The sequence below is a fragment of the Priestia sp. FSL H7-0729 genome (assembly GCF_038005685.1).
Classification (GTDB): Bacteria; Bacillota; Bacilli; order Paenibacillales; family Paenibacillaceae; genus Paenibacillus.
On sequence record NZ_JBBOTQ010000001.1, the window covers coordinates 592,915 to 617,242 of the forward strand.

Here is a 24,328-nt window from a genome sequence, read left to right on the forward strand (position 1 = left end):
CACTCTCCCACTCTGTCCAATGACGTTTACACATAACTTAGCCATGCAATTGGTATAAAGTCATCCGGCTTATTAGCGTTCTCTGCTGTCATTTTAAGTTAAGGTTTTAGACTGTATGATGCAATGACATATTATCAAGCATAATTGATCAATTATCATATTGTGATACTTTATAATGACATCTTGTTTTTGGCATATGCAGCCGCGCCGATCATTCCTGCTTGCCCACCCAATTTCGCTTGTACTATTTTACATGCACGAGATGAAAGCTTTAAGGCATGTTGCTCAACAGTGTCACGTACGGTATTCAGTAATCGATCACCCGCTGCCGACATTCCTCCACCAACAATAATTACTTCCGGATTGAACAGATTGATTACATTGGAAAGACCAAATCCGAGAATTTTTCCGGTCTCATGCATGACCTCAACAGCAAGTGAATCTCCAAGATCATATGCGTCAGAGATCATACGTGCAGTGATTATCGTCCAATCCTCTCCTACCCAATCCAGAATCATACTTGAACGGCCCTCCTCCAGTTTGTCTGTAAAGGTTTTGACGATTCCTATCGCAGACACGTATCTCCCCAGACAGCCTGAACTCCCACAACGACAAGGCCGACCCTCCCGGTACATATTCATATGTCCGATCTCGCCTGCACTTGATGTAGTACCGTAGAGGACTTTTCCCTCATTGACAATACCAGACCCCAGACCAGTTCCTAACGTTATCAATATCAAGTTTTTGTAGTCGGTGCCTGCGCCAAACTGCCATTCACCATACAGATTTACCCTAACATCATTGTCGATGTAAACGGGAAATTCAAAATGATTTTTCATATAGTTCACGACATGAATGTTTTCCCAGTCTGGAAAATTAGGTGAAAATATGGATAGTCCATGCTCGGGATCTAATAATCCAGGAATGCCCATACCCATGCACAGAATTGAAGCGGGCTGGATTCCCTCAGAAGACAGCATCTCTTGAATAATGTCTACTATTCGGTTTAATACATGAAAGGGTCCTTTTTCCGCCTCCGTGGCGTCGCTTCTTTCATGAATTTTCTGAAACTCCAGGGTGAAAATGGAGGACTTTATATTGGTTCCACCCAAGTCAATTCCGATTATGTATTTTTGCATAATAATCTCCGCTCTCATTTAATTTGATATTAAGAAACGTTACCCTACTTGATTCGATGGATCATCCAACACTACATATGCTCAACCTGCTCCATAACTCAATCGTCCTGTCAGAGTGACTCACTATAGTATAGGTTCAGACCTTGAAATTGAACAAGCGTTCTCCAAACAAAAGAAGTCACTACATTAGTGACTTCTTAGGAGTATAGTTTACTATTATCAATTTTCTTTAAGTACAAAGGTTCTGTCGCATTAATCCTTATTCAAGGATGCTACTGGGATGAAGTGCACGAGCCATTGCATCCATATAACCCTTAACAGCACGCTGACTCACTTCTGTTTCCGGAGCCAGAATTTCGAATAGGTGGAAGCAACCTGGATAGAGGTGAAATTCAACATCCACACCTGCTTGTGCTAATCGTGCCACATAGTCCATCGTCTCGTCCCGAAATAGATCGAGCTGACCTACACAAGTATAGGCTGGCGGCAATCCGGCCAAGTTCTCTGTTCTCGAAGGTACTGCGTAAGAAGAACTCCCACTGCCATCGTTCCTCTCACCAAGGTACATATTCCAGGCAGCCACGTTGTCCGTTCGGTTCCAGATTGAACCCTCTTCTATAATCTCATGACTAGATGGCGTGATGTTACGATTATCTAACATCGGGTACAATGGCATTTGAAAGATAATCGTCGGACCTCCTTTATCACGTGCCATCAGCGCTAGTGCTGCTGTCAGCCCGCCACCACCGCTAGCACCGGCAATGGCAACCCGATTCACATCAATGCCAAGCGTTGCTGCCTCCACCGTCATCCATACCAATCCAGCATAACAATCTTCAATCGCTGCAGGATAAGGATGCTCGGGAGCGAGCCTATAATCGACTGATACGACAATACATCCTGCTGTCTGAACAAAACGTTCGCACAATTTGTCGTCCATATCTGGATGTCCTAATACGTATCCGCCCCCGTGAATCCATAACATGGCTGGTAGTAAATCATTCGTTCGGTTGGCCGGCTCATATATTTTGACCAGCATCTCGCCTCCTTCTCTCGGAATTTTCCGACATGTTGTGGTAACTTGCTCTGAGCTCTTCACAGAGGTAGCCGCTACTAAACTTCTGCTCCACTCTAAATTCTCCTCCAATTTAAAGCCTGGAAATTGTGAATATACCTCTCTTAATTCTGGTAATATCCGTGTCTCAATCATGATAATTCCTCCAAATATAATAATGATAATGAATTTGATCATGTAGGTTATTTCAGTTCATTCTTATCTCATTTCAGCTTCCCATTTGGAAATTTCCTCTCGTACTCGCGGTGCAACCTCTGTACCGAGCAATTCAATAGCCCGCATTACCAACTCATGTGGCATCGTGCTTAAAGGGACATACATCATGAAACGTGTAATTCCTACATGTTTGCGCAGATGAATAATTTTTTGAGCAACTGTCTCCGGATTACCTACATACAACGCACCATCAGAACGGCGGGCAGCATCATAGCTGGAACGATCATAATATGCCCACCCTCGCTCTTTGCCGAGTTTATTCATGCCGTACTGAGTGGACGGGAAAAAGAGTTCTGCGGCCTTTTCCGTATCTTCTGCAACAAATCCGATAGAATGTGAGCCTACTCGAAGCTGTGATACATCATGACCCGCATGAGCTGCCGCTTTTTTATACATTTGTACAAGCGGCGCAAATTTCGATGGATTTCCACCGATAATTGCCAGAACTAGGGGTAGACCTAGAATTCCAGCACGTATGGCAGACTCCTGAGTGCCTCCGCTTCCGATCCAGACAGGTAAAGAATTCTGGACAGGGCGCGGGTACACCCCCAGATTATGTATCGCTGGTCGATGGCCTCCACTCCATGTTACTTTCTTGGAATCCCGCAACTTTAGAAGCAGTTCAATGTTCTCATTAAATAAATCCTCGTAATCATTCAGGTCATAACCAAATAGCGGAAAGGATTCAATGAAGGAACCCCGGCCAGCTATAATCTCGGCACGTCCATTGGAGAGACCGTCAAGCGTGGCAAAATCCTGAAACACACGGACAGGATCTGCCGAAGAAAGCACCGTCACAGCACTTGTCAATCGAATTCGTTTTGTGAGGGGCGCCGCAGCGGACAACACCATTGCCGGTGAAGAAGCCGCATAATCTTCACGGTGATGCTCACCTACGCCGAACACATCAAGTCCCATCTGATCTGCAAGAACGATCTCTTCGACGACTTCTCGCAATCGCTGTGCGTGACTCATGACAACACCAGTCTCAGTATCGGGCTTTGTTTCTACGAATGAAGTAACTCCTATTTCCATAAATAATCTCTCCTTATATTTTTCTCTCCTTAAGAGGAATGCTCAAGACAACGAATTAAAGCGGTCCAATCAAACTCACCATATCCACGGGTAATTCCTTCAGTCAGGTGTTGATGGATAAGCTGACCTAAAGGTAGAGGAGCTTGAACGGACTTGGCGGTTTCGATAGCCAATGCAACATCCTTTAAGCCGAGCTTCATTTTAAAACCGGCTGGTTCAAAGCGCTTTTCGGTCATGATCGATCCATAGTTCTGATATACCGGAGATTGAAAAAGAGCATTCACAACATCCATATATCGGGACGGCTTAATACCGTGCTTTTCAACCATGAGCTGAGCTTCCGACAAAGCCTCCAGCATTGAAGCAATTAGAAAGTTAACTCCTATTTTGACAATGTTACCTTCTTCGCCATGATCCCCAATCTCAAATACCTCTTGACTTAGTGCTGTTAACATGGGAAGTACTTGTTGTCTTGCATGTTCCGGACCAGCTAAAATAATACGCAATGTAGCTGCTTTAGCAGCATCCGGGCGCCCCATTACGGTGGCAGACACAAAGTGTTGCTGTCTCTCCGCATGCATAGCGGATAATTTCCGAGCCAGATCCACGCTGATCGTACTGGCAGATACGTGAATTCCATTTTCAGATAATCCGTTCAGTACGCCATTGGGTCCTTCAACAATCTCCTTCAAAGCAGCATCATCAGATAACATGGTAATGACAAGATTGCTTTCTTTCGCTGCTTCAAGTGGTGTTTTGGCATACCGTGCTCCTTGTTTTAGTAAGGTTTCAACTTTTTCAGCGGTTCGATTAAAGATGACTAATTCATGCCCTGCGTTCAACAGGTTTTGTGCCATTGGAAGTCCCATGTTTCCAAGTCCAATAAACGATACTTTCATTGGATGCATCTCCTTATTTGTGATGGATTTTTTGATAACGGAATGAATGTTCCAGAATGATCAAAAAAATTATAGTCTTACATAGACTCTTCAAATGAAACTTCAAAATATGACGAATATTATATCGGAACAATCATTCCGGAATTGTCAAAAAAAATTATATACCTGCCATTAAAAAGCTAATCATTTTTCTGGCACGTTCTGGATTCTGACCCGTTTTTGCCATAATATTGATGCTTTGATGTAGATTCAGCAATAAATAAGACAATGTTTGGATATCGGTTGTTTTATCTATCTCTCCCGATTGTTGGCCCTTCTCCAGTAGCTTACAAAAAGCTTGTTCCAAATCCGAAAAACTAGTCTGGATCAAGACATTGATCTGTTCATCTGGTGACTCCAATGTTGTAGCTGTATTCGTTACAAAACATCCGCCCGGCAGGCTTGTATCGTATGCTGAAGCAATATGATACTCAAAAAATTGAAGAATTCCATTTCTAACGTTTGATGCTTGTTCAAGAATGGTCTGTTTATTGAAACTCCCATTTTTATAATGCTCCAGGGCATCTCTGTACAATGTTTGCTTGTCGGAAAACGTATCATAAAGGCTGGATCGACTAATGCCCATCATAGCTAATAAATCCGGTATGCTGGCAGCCTCGTAGCCTTTTTTCCAAAACAACAGCATCGCTTGGTGTAACGCTTGATTTTTGTCAAATTCTTTTGTCCTGGCGATAAGTAACACCTCCCGTTTCAGAAATATAACATATCTGAACTGATCAGTCCAGAAAAGAATTTTGTAGATAGTACGGAGAAGACAATGTGCCAGCCATTTTAAGAGGTAATGTGCTCATCATGCAAACTGACGGCAATCTGGTGCTGTGCAACAATGAAAATCCTGCTTTGGGCTGGTATCCTGTCTGGGCTTCGAATACAGGTGGACAGTAGATAACATATCAATAATTTGTAAATGGATTGTTGCTCTAATCTATCATGAATATGAAATGTCATTCGCATAATAACTTTGTTATAAACCAATCAAAAGAGATCTTCGGCATTCATTGCGGAAGATCTCTTTTCATATTATACATGAATCAACTTGATCATTTTTTATATAAACAGGTTATGATTGGCTTGTGAGGCTTGTCCAAGATAATAACCGACCCCACCGATCTTAACCTCTTCGATTAATTCTTCACGTTGGATTCCCATTAAATCCATGGACATTTGGCAGGCAACGATCTCTACTCCTTGAGCAATTGCGCTCTCTAACAATTCTTCCAACGAAGGTACCTGATGTTTTTTCATCAAACCACGGATCATCTTCGGGCCTGCTCCAAGCATATTCATTTTGGACATGCCAAGCTTCTGGCTGCCGCGAGGTAACATCATATCAAACATACGACCAATCATCGTTTTGGATAACTTCTGCGGTTGTGATTTACGAATAATACTCAATCCCCAAAATGTGAAAAATAGTGTTACTTTCCGTCCACTGGCTGCTGCCCCATTTGCAATAATCAGTGAGGCAATCGCTTTATCCAGATCGCCACTGAACACAACCATCGTGCTGGCAGGATCGCTGACGGGGGCATCCGATACGGGTTGTGCTGTATTTTTAACCATGACAGACTCAATGGTTCCGCCCTTCGTTCTTTCCAACTGCAGGATTGTGGAACCCGACATCGAGGCCCATGCTTTGACATCTTCATAAAAGCCTGGATCGGAAGCCTTCACCCGAAGGGTTTCACCGTTCGAGAGTTGATCCATTTTCTGTTTCACTTGTATTAGCGGACCAGGACAACTCAATCCGCATACGTTCAAGTCATGATCAATGCGTTGCGGCTGTGTCGAGTCAGTGGGAATGGACTCCTGTTCCTTAACGTCAAGCGCAGTTTCATAATGATCTTGTTTTGCAGCAGTAAATGGAGCGGGCTTAAACTGGGCTTGACGGTACGTTTTATAACCACCACTCAAGTTTTTCACGCTAAAGCCATGCTGACGCAGAATTTGCGAAGCTGTATAACCACGCAAGCCGACTTGACAGTATAGCCAGATTTCTTTGGATGGGTCTAATTCATCTAACCGCTCACGAAGCTCATCGACTGGAATAGAGAGTGAACCCGGAATATGACCATTTTGATGCTCGATTTCACTGCGAACATCCAGAAGTATCGACTGCTCCGGCTGACGATCAGCCAGTTGATGATAAGTGAACGTCTGAACACGTCCTGTGATTATATTCTCTGCTGCATATCCAGCCATATTCACCGGATCTTTGGCAGAAGAATACGGCGGCGCGTAACTCAATTCAAGCTCTGTCAGATCCCGGACATGTCCTCCAAAATGAATAGCTACAGCAATGTCATCAATTCGTTTATCCACGCCATCATAACCGACGGCTTGTGCGCCTAAAATTTTACCTTCTGGAGTAAACAGCAGCTTAAGAGTAATTGCGCTCGAACCCGGATAATACGATGCATGAGAAGCAGGGTGTACGATAACGGTTTGATATTCCACGCCGAGACGCTGTAGTGTTTTCTCGTTACTGCCTGTCGTGGCTGCGGTCATTCCAAAAACTTTGATAATGGACGTGCCTTGTGTTCCTTTATAGGTAGAATGTAGTCCGGCGATACGGTCGGCAACGATACGGCCTTGTTTGTTGGCAGGTCCGGCAAGAGGTATCGTTGCCTTCGTACCATGAATGGTTTCCGTTACTTCGATGGCATCCCCAACAGCATAGATATGTGGCACACTGCTTTCTAGAGCTTCATTTACGATAATATGTCCACGTGCACCCAGCGAAATGCCGCTATCTTTCAAAAAAGAGGTGTCTGGCGTGACGCCTATCGCGAGAATAACCATGTCAGCTGTTAGCGTCTGACCATCCGAAAGTTCAACCCCTATACCCTGCTCTAAGGAATGGAATCCCTGAACACGCTTGGAAAATAGCAGGTTCACACCATGATTCTCCATTTCCTGTGCCAATGCGGCTGCTAACTCGGTATCATATGGTGTCAGTACTTGTGCGTTTCCCTCAATCAGCGTTACATCCAGACCCGCTTCCTTTAAATTCTCAGCCATTTCCACGCCTATAAATCCACCGCCTATGACGATCGAAGACGTGTTGTTAGAAGAATTTACCTGGTCTTTGATCCGATCAATATCTGGAATATTTCGTACAGTATAAATTAGCGGATTGTCCTTACCCGGCAGATCGGGAATGAGCGGTTTGGCACCTGGTGACAATATCAACTCGTCATAGCTCTCTTCATACTCACCGCGTTCCTGGGATTGTATCTTAACCACTTGCTTCTGCGAATCAATAGCTACAACCTCACTTCTTGTACGCACATCGATACGAAAACGATCAGCCATCCCTTTTGGCGTTTGCACCAGCAGACGCTCTCGATCCGCAATTGAGCCACCTATATAATAAGGCAAGCCACAATTGGCAAATGAGATATAGGGTCCTTTCTCAAAATTAATAATCTCGGCATGTTCATCCAGACGGCGAAGACGTGCAGCTGCAGATGCACCTCCAGCTACACCGCCAACAATGAGTACTTTTTTGCTCATGATTCACAATCATCCTTTTCAAATAAAGTTTTGATAATCTGTTCCACCCGTTGATCGGCCAGCACATAATTCACTTCAAGACCATTCCGTTCGGTAGCAACAATCCCTGCACTACGAAGCTTCTGGAGGTGTTGTGACACGGTAGATTGGGGAAGATCCAGACATTCCTGCATATATGAAACATTACATTTCTTCTTCTGCATTAATCCCCGCACTATACATAAACGAATGGGGTGAGCCAAGGCTTTCAGCATATTAGCAGGTTCATCGAACTGTTTAATACTATTGCTGTCAAAAGCGGGAGTGTTCAAAAGTATTCCTCCTAAATCGTTATATCGTAATAATACGTTTTATTGATATGGATGTCAAATTCATTCTCAAATGAAGGAGTTCAATAAGTTACATCCCCTCCTCAACCCTACGGTTTGGCTTGTATTAGGTGCATGACAAAAATGCCTGCCAAAACCGCTAAAAGCGAATTCTGACAGGCGTTTCAAAGTGTATGCGTTCTTCATAAAATAGCGATTCAACTGACGTCTTATATTAGAGTATAACAGGCTGAATTAGTCCGTCCTTACCAAACAGAAGCGGGTCCATACATGTTTCACGGTGATAACCTTTTCCAGAGCAAAATCTGGATAGTGGCGTGACAAAACGATGATAGGCAATCCAGTATTGACCCGTTTTGGAATCATTAAATATACAGTGATGACCTGTGCCCAGCATGTCCTTGTCGACATTTTTGTTCAGAATCGGATAACGATAGGTAATAGGACCGTATAATTGCTCTGCCGTACCGTAATTGACATGATAATCTTCGCTGCCTGTATCATCACAGGACCACGTAAAGTGGTATAGTCCATCCTCCTTTAGTACAGTTACCGCCTCACGAAAATCATGCAAGCCCGCCAGATTGCTCATGGTGTCCTCCACTACACTTATCATGTCTTCACCAAGCTCCACAATGGCAGCATGTCCATTGCCAAATAACAGATACGGTCTTCCGTCATCCTCGACATAGATGGAGGGATCAATAGCTTGGCCCATGGTAATGCCCAGACGTTTCAACTGCTCCATTGTGATTAAAGGCTGTGACTCAGCCAAAAAAGGACCCATCGGTTTATCGGCTACAGCAACGCCAATGGCACTCTCGCCGCTTAGCATTTTGCCACAGAAATAAAAATAAAACTTTCCGTTCCGGCTGGCAATTGCCGGTGCCCAGGCATTACCGGTTGCCCAGGGGACATCCTCTGTTCCTAGATCAAGGATTACGCCTTCGTCTTGCCAATGCTTCAGGTCTGAAGAAGAAAACACCTTGAACTGTTTCCCCGACCACCCCTCGAAGCCATCTGTTGTCGGATACATATAGTAACGATCCTCAAACTGTGTGACATCAGGATCAGCATACTGTCCGGGAAGCACCTGATGACCATCCCCAAAAGCCGCGAGAAGCCGGCTGCACTCGGCAGCTGTGATTGGCAGGACACTTCCATGCCGCTTTTGAGTTGTGCCCATATTGAAATCACCATCAGGTACGATTCGGAATTCTCCGCTTCCCAGATCTGTAGTCAGCAGAGGAAGATAACCCTTGCCTTCAGCAAATCGATCAACAATCAGGCACCACTCTTCTCGATCATTGAATTTAAAGATTTGAGGTCCCTCCACTCCTGCCAATGCCTCTAGTACCGGCGCTTGCAGCGTAACGAATGCGTCTTTGTCGAGAGAGTCTCCTTTTTCTACTCGTATGTTTTTGGTTGTTTCATCCTTGGAGTATCGATAGTAAGAGCCCGCGGCTGGAAGAATCGTTGTATCAATAATATGATTGTGCCGCTCAATGTATTTTTCCGATGCCGAGAACGTACGAAAGTCTTTTGTACGAGCACTATATATTTTTTGCTTTCGTTCTTGCTCCTGAGGTTCTTGCGTTGCAGAAGCCCAAAATACGAGAAACTCATCTGTTGTTTCATCATACACAGCTTCCGGTGCCCAGACACATCCAGCCCCCTCAACACCTAATGTGACGTTCCATGGGGAAGACCAGTTCACGAGATTGCTGGATTCCCATATGATTACGTCACGGCTCCCGGCATTAACGGCATGAGTCCATCCTTTACCGCTTGCGATGCGGAGATCCGTAGCAATCAGATAAAATTTATTTTCCTTGGCGGAACGAATCAGAAACGGGTCCCTTACCCCCTTTTCTCCAAGATCGGAAAACAGCACAGGCAATCCGCCATTTAGATCCTTCCAGTGAAGACCATCCTCGCTATAGGAGAAATAAACCTGCTCTCCGTCTGGTTGTTCGCCTATAAAATGTACAAAGAGATACCCGTCATAATTTGTAGTTGTTTTGGTCAATGGTAAAGAGCCTCCTGAGAATGAAATTGACTTTATATTCACAGTAATTAAAAATGAAAGCGTTCTACTTATGATGTATCATACTTCAAAAACAGCGGAATGAATATATTTTTGTATCTCGTATGTTTGACTTGCTCCTCGTGCAATGAATTAACCTATCGCCTTTATTTTACCTCGGGTATACAAAACTCTTGGTTTTTATTTACAAATAAATGCTAACCTTTTGGATGATGAACAAATGAATATAGATTCATGCATTCATTTTTGTTTTTGAGATATGACGAGGAGGAATTATTGTGAAATTATCCAAAAAAGTATTACCAACGGTAGCGCTGACTCTGGCTGTATCGGCTTCTACTCTCTTGTCTGCGGGACAAGCAAGTGCCGTTCAAGCTGTAAGTGTGGAGAAAAAACAAATTAAGAACATCATCTTCCTCATCGGGGATGGCATGGGCACCTCTTACACTTCCGCCTACCGTTATATGAAAGATGATCCTTCGACAAAGGGCATGGACAAAACCGTATTTGACCCTTATCTGGTTGGGGCACAAATGACCTATCCGGATGATGATAAACAAAATGTGACGGATTCCGCTTCCGCAGCAACAGCCATGTCGGCAGGTGTGAAAACCTACAATGCGGCCATTGCGGTTGACCCTGAACAGAAGGAAGTCAAAACCGTACTTGAGCAGGCAAAAGAAAACGGCAAGGCTACCGGACTTGTGGCGACATCGGAAATTACTCATGCCACACCTGCTGCATTCGGTGCCCATGATATCAGTCGAAAAAATATGGATGCGATTGCGGACGATTATTATGATGAGTTGATTAATGGCAAGCATAAGGTGGATGTACTTCTGGGTGGAGGGAAATCCAATTTTGTACGCGAGGGTCGTGACCTGACAAAAGAGTTTCAAAAGGCCGGATTCAGCTATGTGACGGACCGAACCTCTCTCCTTGCGGATAAGAATCAACAAGTTCTTGGACTGTTTGCGGACGGAGGTCTGGACAAGTTGATTGATCGTAGTGCTGCAACTCCATCACTGGCTGAGATGACCAATACAGCGATTGATCGCCTTAGTTCGAACGACAAAGGGTTCTTCCTGATGGTCGAAGGCAGCCAAATCGACTGGGCAGGACATGATAATGATATCGTTGGCGCGATGAGTGAAATGGAAGATTTCGCAGCAGCATTTCAGGCAGCTATTGACTTTGCCAAAAAAGACGGCGAAACACTTGTCGTAGCTACTGCCGACCACTCCACAGGCGGACTTACCCTTGGAAAAGACGGGGAATACAACTTCTTCGTAGACCCGATCAAAGCTGCACTGCGGACGCCAGACTTCATGGCAGCACAAATTGCAAAGGGTGCTTCGGTTGAAGAAACACTGAAAAGTTATCTGAAACTGGAGCTTATGCCGGAAGAGATTCTGTCGGTGAAAGAAGCAGCCAAAAGTGCGGATGTAACGAAGATTGATAATGCCATTGAAGCGATTATTGATAACCGTTCATTTACGGGCTGGACAACTGGTGGACATACAGGTGAAGATGTTCCGGTCTATGCCTACGGCCCGGCAAGTCATCGCTTCGCGGGACTGATTGACAACACAGATAATGCCAAGATCATATTTGATATTCTCAGCAAGCACCAATAATTCGAGAGTAATTCAGTAGCTTACAATTATCCTACTCTTCTTTCATCTGAAGAGTAGGGATTTTTTTCATTCCTGAGGGTTTCACTCAACATCAATGGGATGTTTGATTCGATCTTCGTAATAATCCATATAGATTCTGCCGTCGCTTCCTTTTACCGCATAGAATACATCACTTATGTTCTTATTTTGCGATTCAAGCTGTTCTACTAATTTCTTATCAGATATGCCATTCAATTCAAGATTCTTGCTTAACATCTCCCCATCCATAATCAACTCCACGGGCATGCGTTCAGGATTGGATTCTACCTTCTTATGGACATCCTCAACCGTAGCCGTTCTATACTTAGCTTTTTTCATAACTGAAACTTGTCCATTCACTTCGAGTAAAGCGTATTCCACTTCCTCCATGTTAAAAATATCTTTCTGTCTTAGCATTTGGTTTAAGGAATCCAATGTCAGTTTATTTTTGGCGAGATTATTTTCAAGAATTTTACCCCCTTCAATTAATACGGTAGGTGAGCCTTCAGCCAATAAGCGAATTTTTCTGCTTTTCAGATTTAATTTCGATAACAGATAAGAGGTTCCGGTAAAAACAATTAGAGAAATAATCAGATGTGTGACCTCTATTTTCTCGTTAAAAGCTAGATTGGCAGCTATGGCTCCCATGATGACTGCGGTAACAAATTCATGAAAATTCATATCAGACAACGTTTGTTTTCCCAATATACGTGCAATACCCAATAGAAGCATGAAGGCAAAGATACTTCGAATGAAGATGATAAGATGTTCGTACACTACCAGCACCCTTTCACTCGTTAAATACTATGGACCTTTTCTGAGTATTCACAGAATTAACCTTAAATATGTTGCCTTGTGTGAGGATGACCAGGTCAGAAGTTTTGAGAAGCTTCACGATATTGATTGCAAGTCACACATGCTGTTACGAGTTTGCTAATATGCATTATATCTCATGGAGTTGGTTACCTTATAAAACACCACTAGCATTGAAGGGAGAGAAATCCGATAAATGCAGTCAACGATTGGTTAAGACAGGTTGGCCACAATTATCTACTCATTGTCATTGCTGCGGTGCTTTTTTTTGCAGTCAAAGCAATCATTGGTTTCTTTACGTATAAGCATTATGACAAAAAACTGGATGCACTTACAGATAAGGTGGATCGTCTTCTGGAAGAGAAGACAACGGAGTGATGCGGCTTATTTTGAACTATAGAAGGAACAAGCTTTGGAGGAAAAATGCATGATAGGAAACATTCTGTTGGGTATGGTCATTCCCCTTATATTGGGTGTATGGATTCTGCGTCGGAACTTTACAATCCTTATTCAATATTATGCACTCGGCGTAGCTGTTTCGGCCTGTATCAACAGTGTGGGATTCAATTATTTCTGGAATATTCTCCCGAATACACGGAACCAATCCTATGCGGCTCTTCCAATGGATCTTGGAATCTACCCGATTGCTGGTTGTCTGATGATGTATATGATTTTAGTAAAAGGGGCCAATCCATGGTTAGCGATCCTTGTTGCATCAATGTCGCTGACCTTAATTGAGTGGGTTGCCAAAATGATGGGACATGTCATTTATTTTAATGGATGGAACATTTTTTGGACCTTTTTATCATACCTCCTGCCATTTGTTATTGCTTATGGTTACAGTAAAATATTGAGATATACCAAGTAAAGTTCCATTGAAGCTTTCGATTAAATAAGACCGGTCAGATGATATGGGTTAACGTTGATAGGCATACGTGCATATCTTAACTCATATTGGTCTTGGAGGGATTCGTAATGTATGTGACATATCCGTATGGTTTCAGGTACACTTTTACTCCGGTATGGGCAACATCATCAGCCGAAGCACTTGAATTAATCAAAACGGCTGTGCAGGGAGAACGAAACGATGAGATGTTCTATGATTCACTGATTCGATTGGCACCTGATGCCAACCAAGCTGCCATTATCACGAGCATCCGCAATGATGAACGCGGACATAACCAAATGTTTCGACAAATGTACAAGGATCTGACAGGTCAGGAGATTTCGGGTGTAAGCAGTGAGCCGGTTGAAACGGTCAACTCTTATCTTGTCGGACTGCAAAAGGCATTTCAGGGTGAATTGGCAGCCGTCGAAAAGTATAGAAAAATATGGTTCGGTCTTCCTTATGGAATCTATAAAGACACGGTGTGGGGAATCATCTTGGACGAGCAGAAACATGCAGATAAATATAACAATCTGATTACCTACAATCTGCCGAGATAGTCATGTATGGAATAAGCAAAGAACCAGTGAATAAATAAAGCTCACTGGTTCTTTGCTGTGCCGAATTTTTTTTAAAAAACTTAATATCAAATGCACTCTTTCAACATTTCAGGTTCCACATGAACATGAACGGTGTACACATCATGCTCCTCCATTAACTCGTTCTCTACGTCCGTACAGATATCGTGTGCTTGTTGAAGATCCAGCTCAGCATGTACGGTGATAACAACATCCACGACAGCATTATTGCCATAATTGCGGGCTCTTACGTCTTTAACCTTCTCTACACCGTCTATTCCGGCAATTGTCTTTTTGTATTCTTGTATCAATTCAACATCAAAACCATCGGTCAGATGATGTGTAGCTTCTTTGAAAATGTCCCAAGCGGTCTTGCAGATCAGGAATCCTACGATGACAGCTGTTACAGGGTCCAGCCAGGGTAGACCGAACTGGGAACCCACGATCCCAATGACCGTACCGGTGCTTACCCAGGCATCGGAGATATTATCACGAGCTGCAGCCATGACCGCCTGACTTTTAATACGTGTAGCAAGTCTCTTGTTATAGCGATAGACCAGATACATGATTAAGGCGCAGAATATGCCTGTGTACGCGGCGATGATATCCGGAGATTCATGTGTACCCTGGAACACAGAACCAATGGCTTCAAACAGTACTTGTAAACCTACCGCCATCATTATGAAAGAAGCAACAAGTGACGCAACGGTCTCTGCTCTCCAGTGACCATAGGTATGATCTTTGTCCGCTGGACGTTGGGCAAGCTTCAAACCAATGAGTACAGCTATCGAGGCCACAATATCGGTGGCATTGTTTAATCCATCTGCCTTAAGCGCTTCTGATCCGGCCATGTTGCCAATGATCAGTTTTAATACGGTCAAACATATGTATGCGATAATGCTGATGATCGCTCCGCGCTCCCCCAGCTTTAAATTATCGTATTTGAGTTGATCCACATTGAAATCCTCCTGCAATCTTCATTTCGAGCACCTGTATGATGGTATCATTGAAGATTTGTGTGGGTCTAGAGAAACGTTTTGAGTGTGACGAAACATAATCTGAAAGCGGCAATTTTTTTTAGAGAATCCAAAAAAGTTGGATTTGGCAAACTTAGGTGTTTAATGGGTACGAGGAAGGTGGCCTACTGGCTTCCTTTTCTGTGACCACCCTTCTTGCTCCTAAACAAAAAGAGCCAAATGGATCGTTTTGATCCACTCGGCTCTTAGCGTTATTTTACAATAATTTGTATCCCACCCTTGCCGTTGCTTCATTTCCATTCATAATTCACTGCTCTTGTTCAGAATGTATCGGTTCATCTGGCTCATTTGCAAGCAACTGCGAATCATCAGAATGCCGTTCGAACATAACTGCGTCAACCCTCGTATAGATCATATCCGCAGGAAGCGTTGGTGGGTCTACCGTTGTAGGCGTAACTCTGGTTAACCGGACATACTCGCTACTGTCACCCGTAAAGTCGAACGTTCCTAGATTAACCCAACCCGATGAGCCGACTGTTGCATCGATATAGGTGACCTCCGTACCCGTCTTATGCTTCACTTCCACTTTGACATTGTTATCGTTTGCCGTCGTATGGACAAGTTTGTAGATCGAGACCGTATATTTCCCCTCTGGGAACTGGCCTTTCCACGTCGCGGATGATCCTTGAACTGTTGAATAGCGGGATTTAACCCCAATTTTGTATCCGGCTAAATTGCTTTGGCTCCACGACCCTTCTGTCGTGTATAACCCTGTTGTATCTGTACTGTCCACGATAACCGTTAGGTCCCTGATTGTGATGGTCAAAGGCGGTGTGGTTAAGGTCATCCCGTCAATCGTCACCGTGGCCCAGACTTCAATGTGATCCGTGTCCCCATCGAGATTGAGCAGGGTCAACAACCCACTGCTGTCCACTTCAGCAAGATCCGGCCGATCAACGAAATATTGCACATCGGCCTGTGTAAGATCACCGACCAAACCGTTATCCAAATAACCGGTTACGCTCAGTTGTGCGGTTTGAGTCATCTGCAGATCGTTCCGATCGGACAGGATCACTGCAGACTCCAATTGCGGCACCCTGTTTGGGTCCACCCACATGATTGCATCGGCTACGACTCTTGATTTGTTGGCCTTATTGGTTAGTTCCACGTACCCGCTATCACCTGCAGCAAAAGGATAATCCCCCAGGTGCACCCAAGTACCATTCGCCGTTGTCTCATCAACAGTAACCGTCTCGGAGCCTCCGCTATAATAAACGGTAAACGAGGCATTGGTTGCCCAATTTTCACTCGTTGCAGTGATTTGCGGAATCTTGTAATACACACTGTACGTGACACTTTCCGGCAGATCAGGCCGCCATCTCATTTTGCTTGTTGCTGTGCCTGCTGTAGATTTGGCATACACATAGTTATCATAATAATAATCGTTAGCTGTCGTATCCCTTATCCAGACGCCTTCTGTCTCCGCCTCCGTATTATCCACAATGATTGATGAATGATCCTGCCCATCATCGGGCTGGACTGGCGTTTCTGTTACCTGATCCGGCAGATAGAGTGTGCGCTTACGGGTCTGTTTCCCCTCCGATTCCACGTAGTACGTGAAGGTTTGGGATAAATCATTCACCCGTATCGACCATTCCATCGGGTAGATCGTATCCGGGACGGTTGTATACGTAGCCCCGCCATCCAAGGAATAATGAATGGTCGCTGGTTTTGTCATCTTGGCCTGTACATAGGCATCATAGACCGTCTCGTCAGGCTTGACGAGCAGCATGCCCTTAACTGCATCGATTGGACTGTGTGTATCAAAGAAATAACTGGCATCAGATGTATCAGCCGTTCTGACCTGATGCAGCGGTACATCAATATTGAGTCCCTCTACAATGATCGCGGTGATTCCTTTGCCTGATATCGTGGCTTGAATGATTCCACCATTCATGACGGTCTGCTCTGGTGTACCATTGTCGCGAATGATCGTTACAGTATAATCTTGTGCCGGGTTAAACCCAATGATCTGTTCATTCAATTCGATCGGAGTCTGAATTTCTTCTGATGATGCGTTGCTTAACCCAATGTAGAATTTATCTCCACTCTCACCTGTGATCCAGTTCAATTGAGGATGATTGGTCTTAATGATCCCCTTGGGCATCCAGAGCCAAACGTCGGAATTTCCATAAAATTGACCTGGTTTATTCCCATAGAGGTGATATTTGAACCATAGAAAATTCGTTTCGAATACGGATGGAAATGTAATATTCCCGTTCGATTTCAAGGATTGTTCGCTGATCAAATAATCCATGGTTTGCCCGAGCTGCCCCGGAATATGGTGATAATAGATGGATGTAGCACCACTTGGACCTTCCAGTGGGAAGTCCGGTTCAAGTTGGCTAACGGCAAAGCCTTTATAATAATAACCGGGATAACTGGAATAACGACCAATAACTGCATTATGAGCAATATCCTGCAGCAGTTTATCCCCTGTATAGAGCGACAATCGCAGCATGAACGGTGCTTCCTGAGCATTCATCCGATAATAGCCGGTTGTACTTCCTGCTTCAAACGTCAATCCGCTTGGTGAAACAAGCCAACGCTCGGCTTGAACGCCTCCGGCAATATCTTCGGGAAGTTTGAGCCGAGGATATTGAAATTTACCGCTTTCCGGCCAATGGAATGACTCCGCGTAATTATATGTCTCCGGTTGAGGAATCGTAACATTCCCTTCAGGAACTGGACGAGCAACAAACATGGTTGCATACCGTTTAGCTTCCTTGTAAGCGGCATCCAAGTATTTGGGGTCCTGCGTTTCTTCGTAAAGCTCCAAAATTTCCATCCACAGCTTACTATAATAATAAATGAACTCATTTTTACTCACATCGATAGACGCAGGTGTATCGATATGTTGTGTAATATAGTTGTCGGCCGCATCCTTCGCAGCCTGCAAGTACTGTGCCTCTCCCGTCATACGATACATCATTAGAGGCTGAATGACAGGCCCGCGGTCTTTCTGGTCAGGATCACGCATAAGGTACTCTTCCTCTGCCAGCGCCCCAATTCCTGCCGAAGTGCCCATCATCTGATTGACAGCGGCTACGCTTGAAACATCAAACGGCAGAGTAGCCATCTTCCATAAGGAAGGTACACCGTATACTTTCTTCTGCGTCGGCGACCAACCGATACCATTTCGCGATACGCCATACTGAACGGACGGCAATGCTCTCGTATCATAAAGCTGGTCATCCCCGGTCAAATAGTAAGCCCCCAGAAGAACCGCATTCGAACTTGTTCTAACACTATCCTCATTTTCAATATCAATAAAACCCTTGGCACGGCTCCACCACCCGCTGGGTGACGGGACATAATTAACAGAGTCGTCTCCTTGCGGCTCAATCTTGAGCAAATCGATCATATTAAACATCGCGTCAGTAAGCGACTTATTTGATACATTTTCACGATATGCCGAATAATCGTACTCATTGCGAAGAATATCCGTGTAGGAATCATACAGATTACTTTTTTGCGCGATTAACCCCATATGAAATTGATAGGTGCTTTCTGCGGTCATTTGCGAATACGTCCCTAATTGAGGCGCATACAGGATGGGCTGCACACTACCTTCGTTATTGACCAGGCTCATGCCCAGCCGTTGTTTCGTCACACCCCCCGTCGGCTCAAATTCAACCGGTAGTTCTTCCGAAGGTACAAACACCCCATACGTCAATGGATTCCCCGAACCATCATTCTTCTCAACCAGACTCATCGGAGCGCTCAGCTCCCGCAAGCTTGTTGATTCCACGGTACCTACCATTTTGGCATGTGACCGGAATCCATTTAACACTTCGTTGATGCCCGTGACTGACTCTGTTGTGAAGGACTGGTATCCAATCACGTAGTTACCGTCGCGACGAGGCGTGAAGGCAAAGGAAACATCTGGTTTATCCCCTGCCATGGACCAGTTCACTTGCAAATCGTAATCACTTCCATGCGAGGAATCGGTTAATACCGCCGTGTGGCTGTCGGGAAAAGTAATTCCGTCAAATGTAATCCAGCGTTTGTTCATCGTATCGTAGTAATTGGTTCGGCTGCCCGCATTCCCATCTAATAAAACCCATTGTTCTTCAAGTCTTTCCGATTCATTATTGATTGGAACCCAGTTCCCCGTCTCCGTGTTTTTGTAGAACATATCACGAACGATAGAGCTGCCCCCATCCCACGCTGCTTCATAGAAAGTTGCTTTATAGTTATCATTCTCGATACTGCCTTTTTCCGTGTAACTGAGATTCGCTAAAGTGCGGCTCCGCAGCGGGGGCAACGGCGGGGCTTTCTGCCGGATATTTCCTTCGAATTTGACTGCATCAGCCCGCGTAATAATGGTACCCGTCGTAGGTTGCGTTCGAGTCAGCCTGACAAATTCGGTATCATCCCCACTAAACTCATACTCCCCCAAATCAACCCATCCAGATGATGGACCCGACGAAGGTCTTAGATCCATAAACTTCACATCCGTAATCCCGTTGTGAACAATCTCAATTTTTACATTACTATCTGCTTTATCCGCCCAATCCAGCTTATAGAACGATATTCTCGCCGTCCCTGCTTCCAAGCGCGGATTCCATGTGATCGTTCTACCTACGGCATCCGTATATTTGGAACTGGAATTGTTGTAGCCCTTTACTCCTGCACTTGTCGTCCAATACGGAGCAGAGAACCCGTTATTGACGTTGCCTGAATCAACAGTGACAACATGATCAATGGTGAGGCTTCCATCATCAATGATGATCGTCTTATGTGGCTCTTTTTGCTTAATATTTCCTTCGAACTTGACCGCATCCGCGCGCGTAAGAATCGTGTTCGTGGTGCCGGTAGACCGGGTTAATTGAACGAATTCTTCACCAACCCCTGAAAAATAATACTCTCCCAAATCAACCCAACCCGCTGGCTCGCCAGATGAGGGTCTTAGATCCATAAAGACTACATCCGTTGTCCCATTATGAACAATCTCAATTTTCACATTGCTATCTGCTTTATCTGCCCAATCCAGCTTATAGAACGAAATTTTCGCTGTTCCTGCTTTCAAGCGTGGATTCCATGTGATCGTTCGGCCTGCTGTACTCGTATATTTGGAGCTTGAAAGATCATACCCTTTCACCCCTGTGCTTGTGGCCCAATTTGGAGCCGAATATCCATTGTTCTCGTTACCCGCATCAGGTGTTACAACATCATTGATCTTGATACTCCCGTCATCGATGATAATCGTCTGATAAGGTAAGGTCTCCGCATAAGCGGCCCTTATTCCGATCAGGCTGAAAGGAACTACGATCGTCAACATGAAAACGATGAAAAAAAACAGCTTCCTTTGGACCATACAATTCACAGCCTCTCCTCAATAATGGTAACGCTTTCAAAAATGTGTTGCCTTCTGACTAATCCGTTCTGCTGTTTTTATCTTAGCATGTCACTTCACGGTGAAATTTCTATCATTTTAAGAATTTCTTATACGATTTCAAGTAAAAAAACCTACATCTACCTGAGCGCATATTGCAGTCAGATAGAATGCAGGTTTCTCATGTGTTCCAAATGTCCTAATCTTCCAAGTTGGACTTATCTATTATAATGGCGGCTGCACCAATAACAACTTTCCAAGCTGAATGACCGTTTGATCATACCAAGCTGGATGCTGCCGAACATGTTCCATACTTCGTTCATTGCCACTTGCCTTAAATACAGCCGCTTTGTCTGTCTTCTCGTGATCGATCTCGAAGCGAACAGTATGTTTTCCATTCGGTAGTTCCGGCAAGAAAATATACTGATTTCGATTATGATCGTTATAGGGTGTGAACCGATCGATAACAAAGGATTCCTCTCCATCCACCGATACCTTCAATCTGCCAGAATCCGGCCCCCCGATATCGAATAAGCCGATGTGTGTTCCCTCAAACTCCACTGTGATCGCTTCTCCGGGATCAACTGCTCGCCATAGACCGGGGAACAACCAATCATACTCGCGCACTAAGGCAAAATCATCGGGAGTCATGTAAGACCATCCTGCGGAAAAATGAGTAAGACGATCCAGTGGCAGCATAGTTGCATACTCCCAAGGATTGGCCGGGACCAGAGTGTCTTGCGGCAAATGATGTTCCACTTTTCCCACGTGATCTCGAAGTTCGCTCATCTTCTTAAATGACCGGGTGATGGTATCCGTGTAAATCTGGTGTCCTTCGGGAATCGTTGGATGGATCGAATCATGCGTAAAAATAACGGCACCGGGAATGGATACATCTGCACTTGAGGTGAAAATCAGCTTGCCATCTGAAACCAATTGACTGACCGCCACACCCAGATGAATCGAAGGAATGCCGTAATAGTCGGCGACTTCCTCTTGCATAAGAGCGCCCTTCTGGTACTCCCCAGATTGAAATAAGTTCAGATCCCGCTCCTTAATCGTATATACGAACAGGATGTCGATAAAACAGCTCTGCTTGCGGATCTGTCTCACAATGCCTTCGATTCTCGCCTTCGATTCAGGAACTCCGCCATCGTTGCCAACAAATTCAACAAACACGAGATCAGGCTGATGACGCAGTACATCCGTCTGCAAACGGGCGCAGCCGAGGTCCGATCCTGTCCCATCAATGCCTGCGTTCACAGCATGGATATCGGCATGGGGATACTCCCCTCGCAGCCACTCCGTCGTCATGACCCTGTATCCTTCCGAACGTGTATTACTGCCACCAAAATAAACGGTGGTCACGGTTTCTCCATTTTCCAACTTCTGAATGACATTAGGTAACCCTGTTCGTGGGAATAATTCCTTCATCTCGACTTCACCCAACCTCACTTAGCGTTTTTAGGAGCGAAAAGTTTAACTGCAAACACTTCATAATAAGGTAAACCATACGTTGCGTAGAAATCAAACCGGATTCGGGTTACACCTGTTGCGTTCACTTGATGTTTATTCAGCGAAAGATAATTCCCACGGACGTTAATTTCACTCTCACTTCCGTCCTCTAACGTTAAGGTCACATCATAATCCTGGATTAGTGGCTCAATTGGATCGTCGAAATGCTCCAAATTCAGCTCCGAATTGAAAACAAGATGAATTTCATCCAGATTCCTGGGGCTTGCAAAACCAAATTCCAACCATTCCTGTCCTTCGGTACGTTCCGAAATCCAGCCATTCGGCAGGCCATAAGGTCTGGAGAAACCGTTTACAACATTCGCGGGATTATACATATTTTGAGATGGTATCAGGTCTTTGAAGCAAATGCTCTTATTAAGTTTCTTCAGCCTGGATGGCTCTTCCGGTCTATAAAGGAAGCTCACCGCTCCAGTCATTTTCTCTTCATTGGTGTGTATCGCAAGGCTCTCTGAACCTTCCAATACGATGTAGACCTTGTCATCAGCCGGTTTCTCGCAGCCCAGGTCCAGCGTAATCCAGTCATCGTAACCCGCTGAAATAAGCAAGTGATAGTCTTTCAGCTCGCTGGTGGGAATATAGTTTTCCTTCTGCTCCCCGCCGTACAGCTTCACTTGCAACGTTTCCGATTGCTCGGATCTATTTTTAATTTTGATCTGTACACTTTCAACCAGAGATGTCTGGATCGGCAAGACCAAACATAATGCTTTGTCCAAGGAGATCTCTTCGGTTGGATGAAGATGTTCATAGCTTCGCTGAGACGAGGCACGAATCGTTAATCCATCTGCGAAATAACGATCCAACGGCTCTTGAAGCCCTACAATCGTTTGCCCGTCTCGAAGCAGCTGCGCCTGAAGCTCACCCATATGGGTTTTGACGAGGGTCGCGGGGTCTGTCTCATATTTTACGCATAACGCAGCAGCCGTCCCTACAGCCTGCCCCATACAACCACAGGTTGCCATGACCCTTGTAGACCCAAAAGCCACATGGGTAGCGCTTATATTGCGGCCAGCGAACATGAGATTAGGGATATTGCGTGAAAATAAGCTACGGAACGGGATATTATATAATCCCGGCACAAAATTCCATGCTGTAGCTGGTCCCTCATCGTAGATGCCTTTATTCGCATGCAGATCCATATACCAGCCGCCGACAGATACCGCATCTTCGAAAGGTGTTTTTGCTGTAAGATCGTTCTGAGACAGCATGTGTTCACCTATAAATCGTCTCGACTCCCGCTTTCCCGGAATCGGGCATACATAATCCAGAATGAGATTGTCTACATCATCAAACTCGCCGCTGTTTTTGATATAATCCCAGATTCCGTACACCAATTTTCGCAGTTCCAATGCGATGTCTTCATTATTCTTGATAATATCCATATGTCCACCGTATTCCAGCCACCACAATCCGCCAAGTCCGTTGATTTTCCTTGGAAAAGACCGATGGTTTAACCCTTTTCGGATACTATCAAAAAACTCCAGCTTCGTAATATCATACGCAAAGCCGGGCCTTTTGTAAGGAACGGCATAGTCTACGTCACGAGCTTGAAACAGAATCGTATCGCCCATGGTGTAATGATCCGCCACTTCAGGAGCCAGCTCCTCTTGGTATTCATGCTTCGCCTCTCTTCCCCATCGGAAGTGAGCGCCTGCTTGGTATCCAACAATTCCATCCCCGGAGCAATCGATGTAGGTTGGGCTTTCAAAACGAAATTTCCTCTCGGAAGCCAATTGAAGGCCCTCCACCCATTGGATTCTGCCGTTCTCTATACCCGTTTCATGTACGCATGTGTTCAGGAATAGAGAAATGTTGGGCTCATCATAAACCATGTCGAGTAAGACTGTATCGGAAAGTGAAAGCATCAGCTTCTTGTTGTATAACGGATTGTAATGAAATATCTTCAGCTTCAGTTCTTCTATCAACCCGCCCTCTCGAGCATAGTAGGATGGACTGTTTCCGAGATAAGCCGACCCGTTGATATGCACTCTGACCTCGCTGCTCGCATTTCCCCCTAGAACCGGCCGATCATTAATAAGTGAAACTTGCAGACCTTGGCGTGCTGCTGCAATGGCAGCACATATCCCTGCAATACCTCCACCTACGACGGTTACATCAGCTTTTATAGACTCCATTTTGATAACCTCCATGATTAGATGCTCCTATCATGGT

At 44.7% G+C, this 24,328-nt stretch carries 17 protein-coding genes; 4 read left to right on the forward strand and 13 right to left on the reverse strand.

Annotated elements, in window-relative coordinates:
* Window positions 1-170: 170 nt before the first annotated feature.
* From MHH93_RS02560 to MHH93_RS02580, 5 genes are all read right to left on the reverse strand, one after another.
* Complete coding sequence (locus tag MHH93_RS02560; RefSeq protein WP_500052647.1) at window positions 171-1,139, reverse strand: ROK family protein; 969 nt, start codon at window positions 1,137-1,139, stop codon at window positions 171-173.
* Between the two features lie 259 nt (window positions 1,140-1,398).
* Window positions 1,399-2,349 (reverse strand): alpha/beta hydrolase, encoded by a 951-nt coding sequence (locus MHH93_RS02565; RefSeq protein WP_500052648.1) that lies wholly within the window; start codon window positions 2,347-2,349, stop codon window positions 1,399-1,401.
* Window positions 2,350-2,412: 63 nt separating this feature from the next.
* Window positions 2,413-3,465, reverse strand: a complete 1,053-nt coding sequence (locus MHH93_RS02570; RefSeq protein ID WP_500052649.1) for an LLM class flavin-dependent oxidoreductase — start codon at window positions 3,463-3,465, stop codon at window positions 2,413-2,415.
* 29 nt (window positions 3,466-3,494) lie between these two features.
* A complete protein-coding gene (locus MHH93_RS02575; RefSeq protein WP_500052650.1) occupies window positions 3,495-4,364 on the reverse strand; it encodes an NAD(P)-dependent oxidoreductase in 870 nt (289 codons plus the stop codon).
* A gap of 157 nt (window positions 4,365-4,521) precedes the next feature.
* Entirely contained in the window at window positions 4,522-5,106 is a 585-nt protein-coding gene (locus MHH93_RS02580) for a TetR/AcrR family transcriptional regulator (RefSeq protein ID WP_500052651.1), read from the reverse strand.
* A 77-nt stretch (window positions 5,107-5,183) separates the two neighbouring features.
* Here MHH93_RS02580 and MHH93_RS02585 point away from each other — a divergent pair, with 77 nt between their 5' ends.
* Complete coding sequence (locus MHH93_RS02585; RefSeq protein WP_500052652.1) at window positions 5,184-5,309, forward strand: hypothetical protein; 126 nt, start codon at window positions 5,184-5,186, stop codon at window positions 5,307-5,309.
* A gap of 162 nt (window positions 5,310-5,471) precedes the next feature.
* On the opposite strand, the gene MHH93_RS02590 is transcribed toward MHH93_RS02585, so the two are convergent.
* The 3 genes from MHH93_RS02590 to MHH93_RS02600 form a co-directional block, all read right to left on the reverse strand.
* Window positions 5,472-7,940: an FAD-dependent oxidoreductase gene (locus tag MHH93_RS02590; RefSeq protein ID WP_500052653.1), complete on the reverse strand. Its 2,469-nt coding sequence runs from the start codon at window positions 7,938-7,940 to the stop codon at window positions 5,472-5,474.
* Window positions 7,937-8,251, reverse strand: coding sequence for an ArsR/SmtB family transcription factor (locus MHH93_RS02595; RefSeq protein WP_500052654.1), 315 nt, complete (start codon window positions 8,249-8,251; stop codon window positions 7,937-7,939). Before MHH93_RS02595 ends, MHH93_RS02590 begins: the two co-directional genes overlap by 4 nt.
* A gap of 232 nt (window positions 8,252-8,483) precedes the next feature.
* Window positions 8,484-10,298 (reverse strand): glycoside hydrolase family 43 protein, encoded by a 1,815-nt coding sequence (locus tag MHH93_RS02600; protein WP_500052655.1) that lies wholly within the window; start codon window positions 10,296-10,298, stop codon window positions 8,484-8,486.
* A gap of 362 nt (window positions 10,299-10,660) precedes the next feature.
* Between MHH93_RS02600 and MHH93_RS02605 the strand changes: the two genes are divergently transcribed.
* The gene (locus MHH93_RS02605; RefSeq protein ID WP_500053306.1) at window positions 10,661-11,953 is read left to right on the forward strand and encodes an alkaline phosphatase; all 1,293 of its coding nucleotides are present in this window, start codon (window positions 10,661-10,663) and stop codon (window positions 11,951-11,953) included.
* An 81-nt stretch (window positions 11,954-12,034) separates the two neighbouring features.
* Here MHH93_RS02605 and MHH93_RS02610 read toward each other — a convergent pair whose 3' ends face one another.
* Window positions 12,035-12,757 carry a DUF421 domain-containing protein gene (locus MHH93_RS02610; protein ID WP_500052656.1) on the reverse strand — a complete coding sequence of 241 codons (723 nt, stop codon included), beginning with the start codon at window positions 12,755-12,757 and terminating at the stop codon, window positions 12,035-12,037.
* A gap of 454 nt (window positions 12,758-13,211) precedes the next feature.
* On the opposite strand from MHH93_RS02610, the gene MHH93_RS02615 reads away from it, so the two are divergent.
* The gene (locus MHH93_RS02615) at window positions 13,212-13,652 is read left to right on the forward strand and encodes a hypothetical protein (protein ID WP_500052657.1); all 441 of its coding nucleotides are present in this window, start codon (window positions 13,212-13,214) and stop codon (window positions 13,650-13,652) included.
* 107 nt (window positions 13,653-13,759) lie between these two features.
* Window positions 13,760-14,230: a ferritin family protein gene (locus MHH93_RS02620; RefSeq protein WP_500052658.1), complete on the forward strand. Its 471-nt coding sequence runs from the start codon at window positions 13,760-13,762 to the stop codon at window positions 14,228-14,230.
* An 86-nt stretch (window positions 14,231-14,316) separates the two neighbouring features.
* Here MHH93_RS02620 and MHH93_RS02625 read toward each other — a convergent pair whose 3' ends face one another.
* From MHH93_RS02625 to MHH93_RS02640, 4 genes are all read right to left on the reverse strand, one after another.
* Entirely contained in the window at window positions 14,317-15,204 is an 888-nt protein-coding gene (locus MHH93_RS02625; RefSeq protein WP_500052659.1) for a cation diffusion facilitator family transporter, read from the reverse strand.
* 328 nt (window positions 15,205-15,532) lie between these two features.
* Window positions 15,533-20,605 (reverse strand): golvesin C-terminal-like domain-containing protein, encoded by a 5,073-nt coding sequence (locus MHH93_RS02630; protein ID WP_500052660.1) that lies wholly within the window; start codon window positions 20,603-20,605, stop codon window positions 15,533-15,535.
* Window positions 20,606-20,848: 243 nt separating this feature from the next.
* On the reverse strand, window positions 20,849-22,057 hold the full coding sequence (locus tag MHH93_RS02635) for an SGNH/GDSL hydrolase family protein (protein ID WP_500052661.1): 1,209 nt from the start codon (window positions 22,055-22,057) through the stop codon (window positions 20,849-20,851).
* Between the two features lie 17 nt (window positions 22,058-22,074).
* Window positions 22,075-24,291, reverse strand: a complete 2,217-nt coding sequence (locus MHH93_RS02640; protein WP_500052662.1) for an FAD-dependent oxidoreductase — start codon at window positions 24,289-24,291, stop codon at window positions 22,075-22,077.
* Window positions 24,292-24,328: the final 37 nt, after the last annotated feature.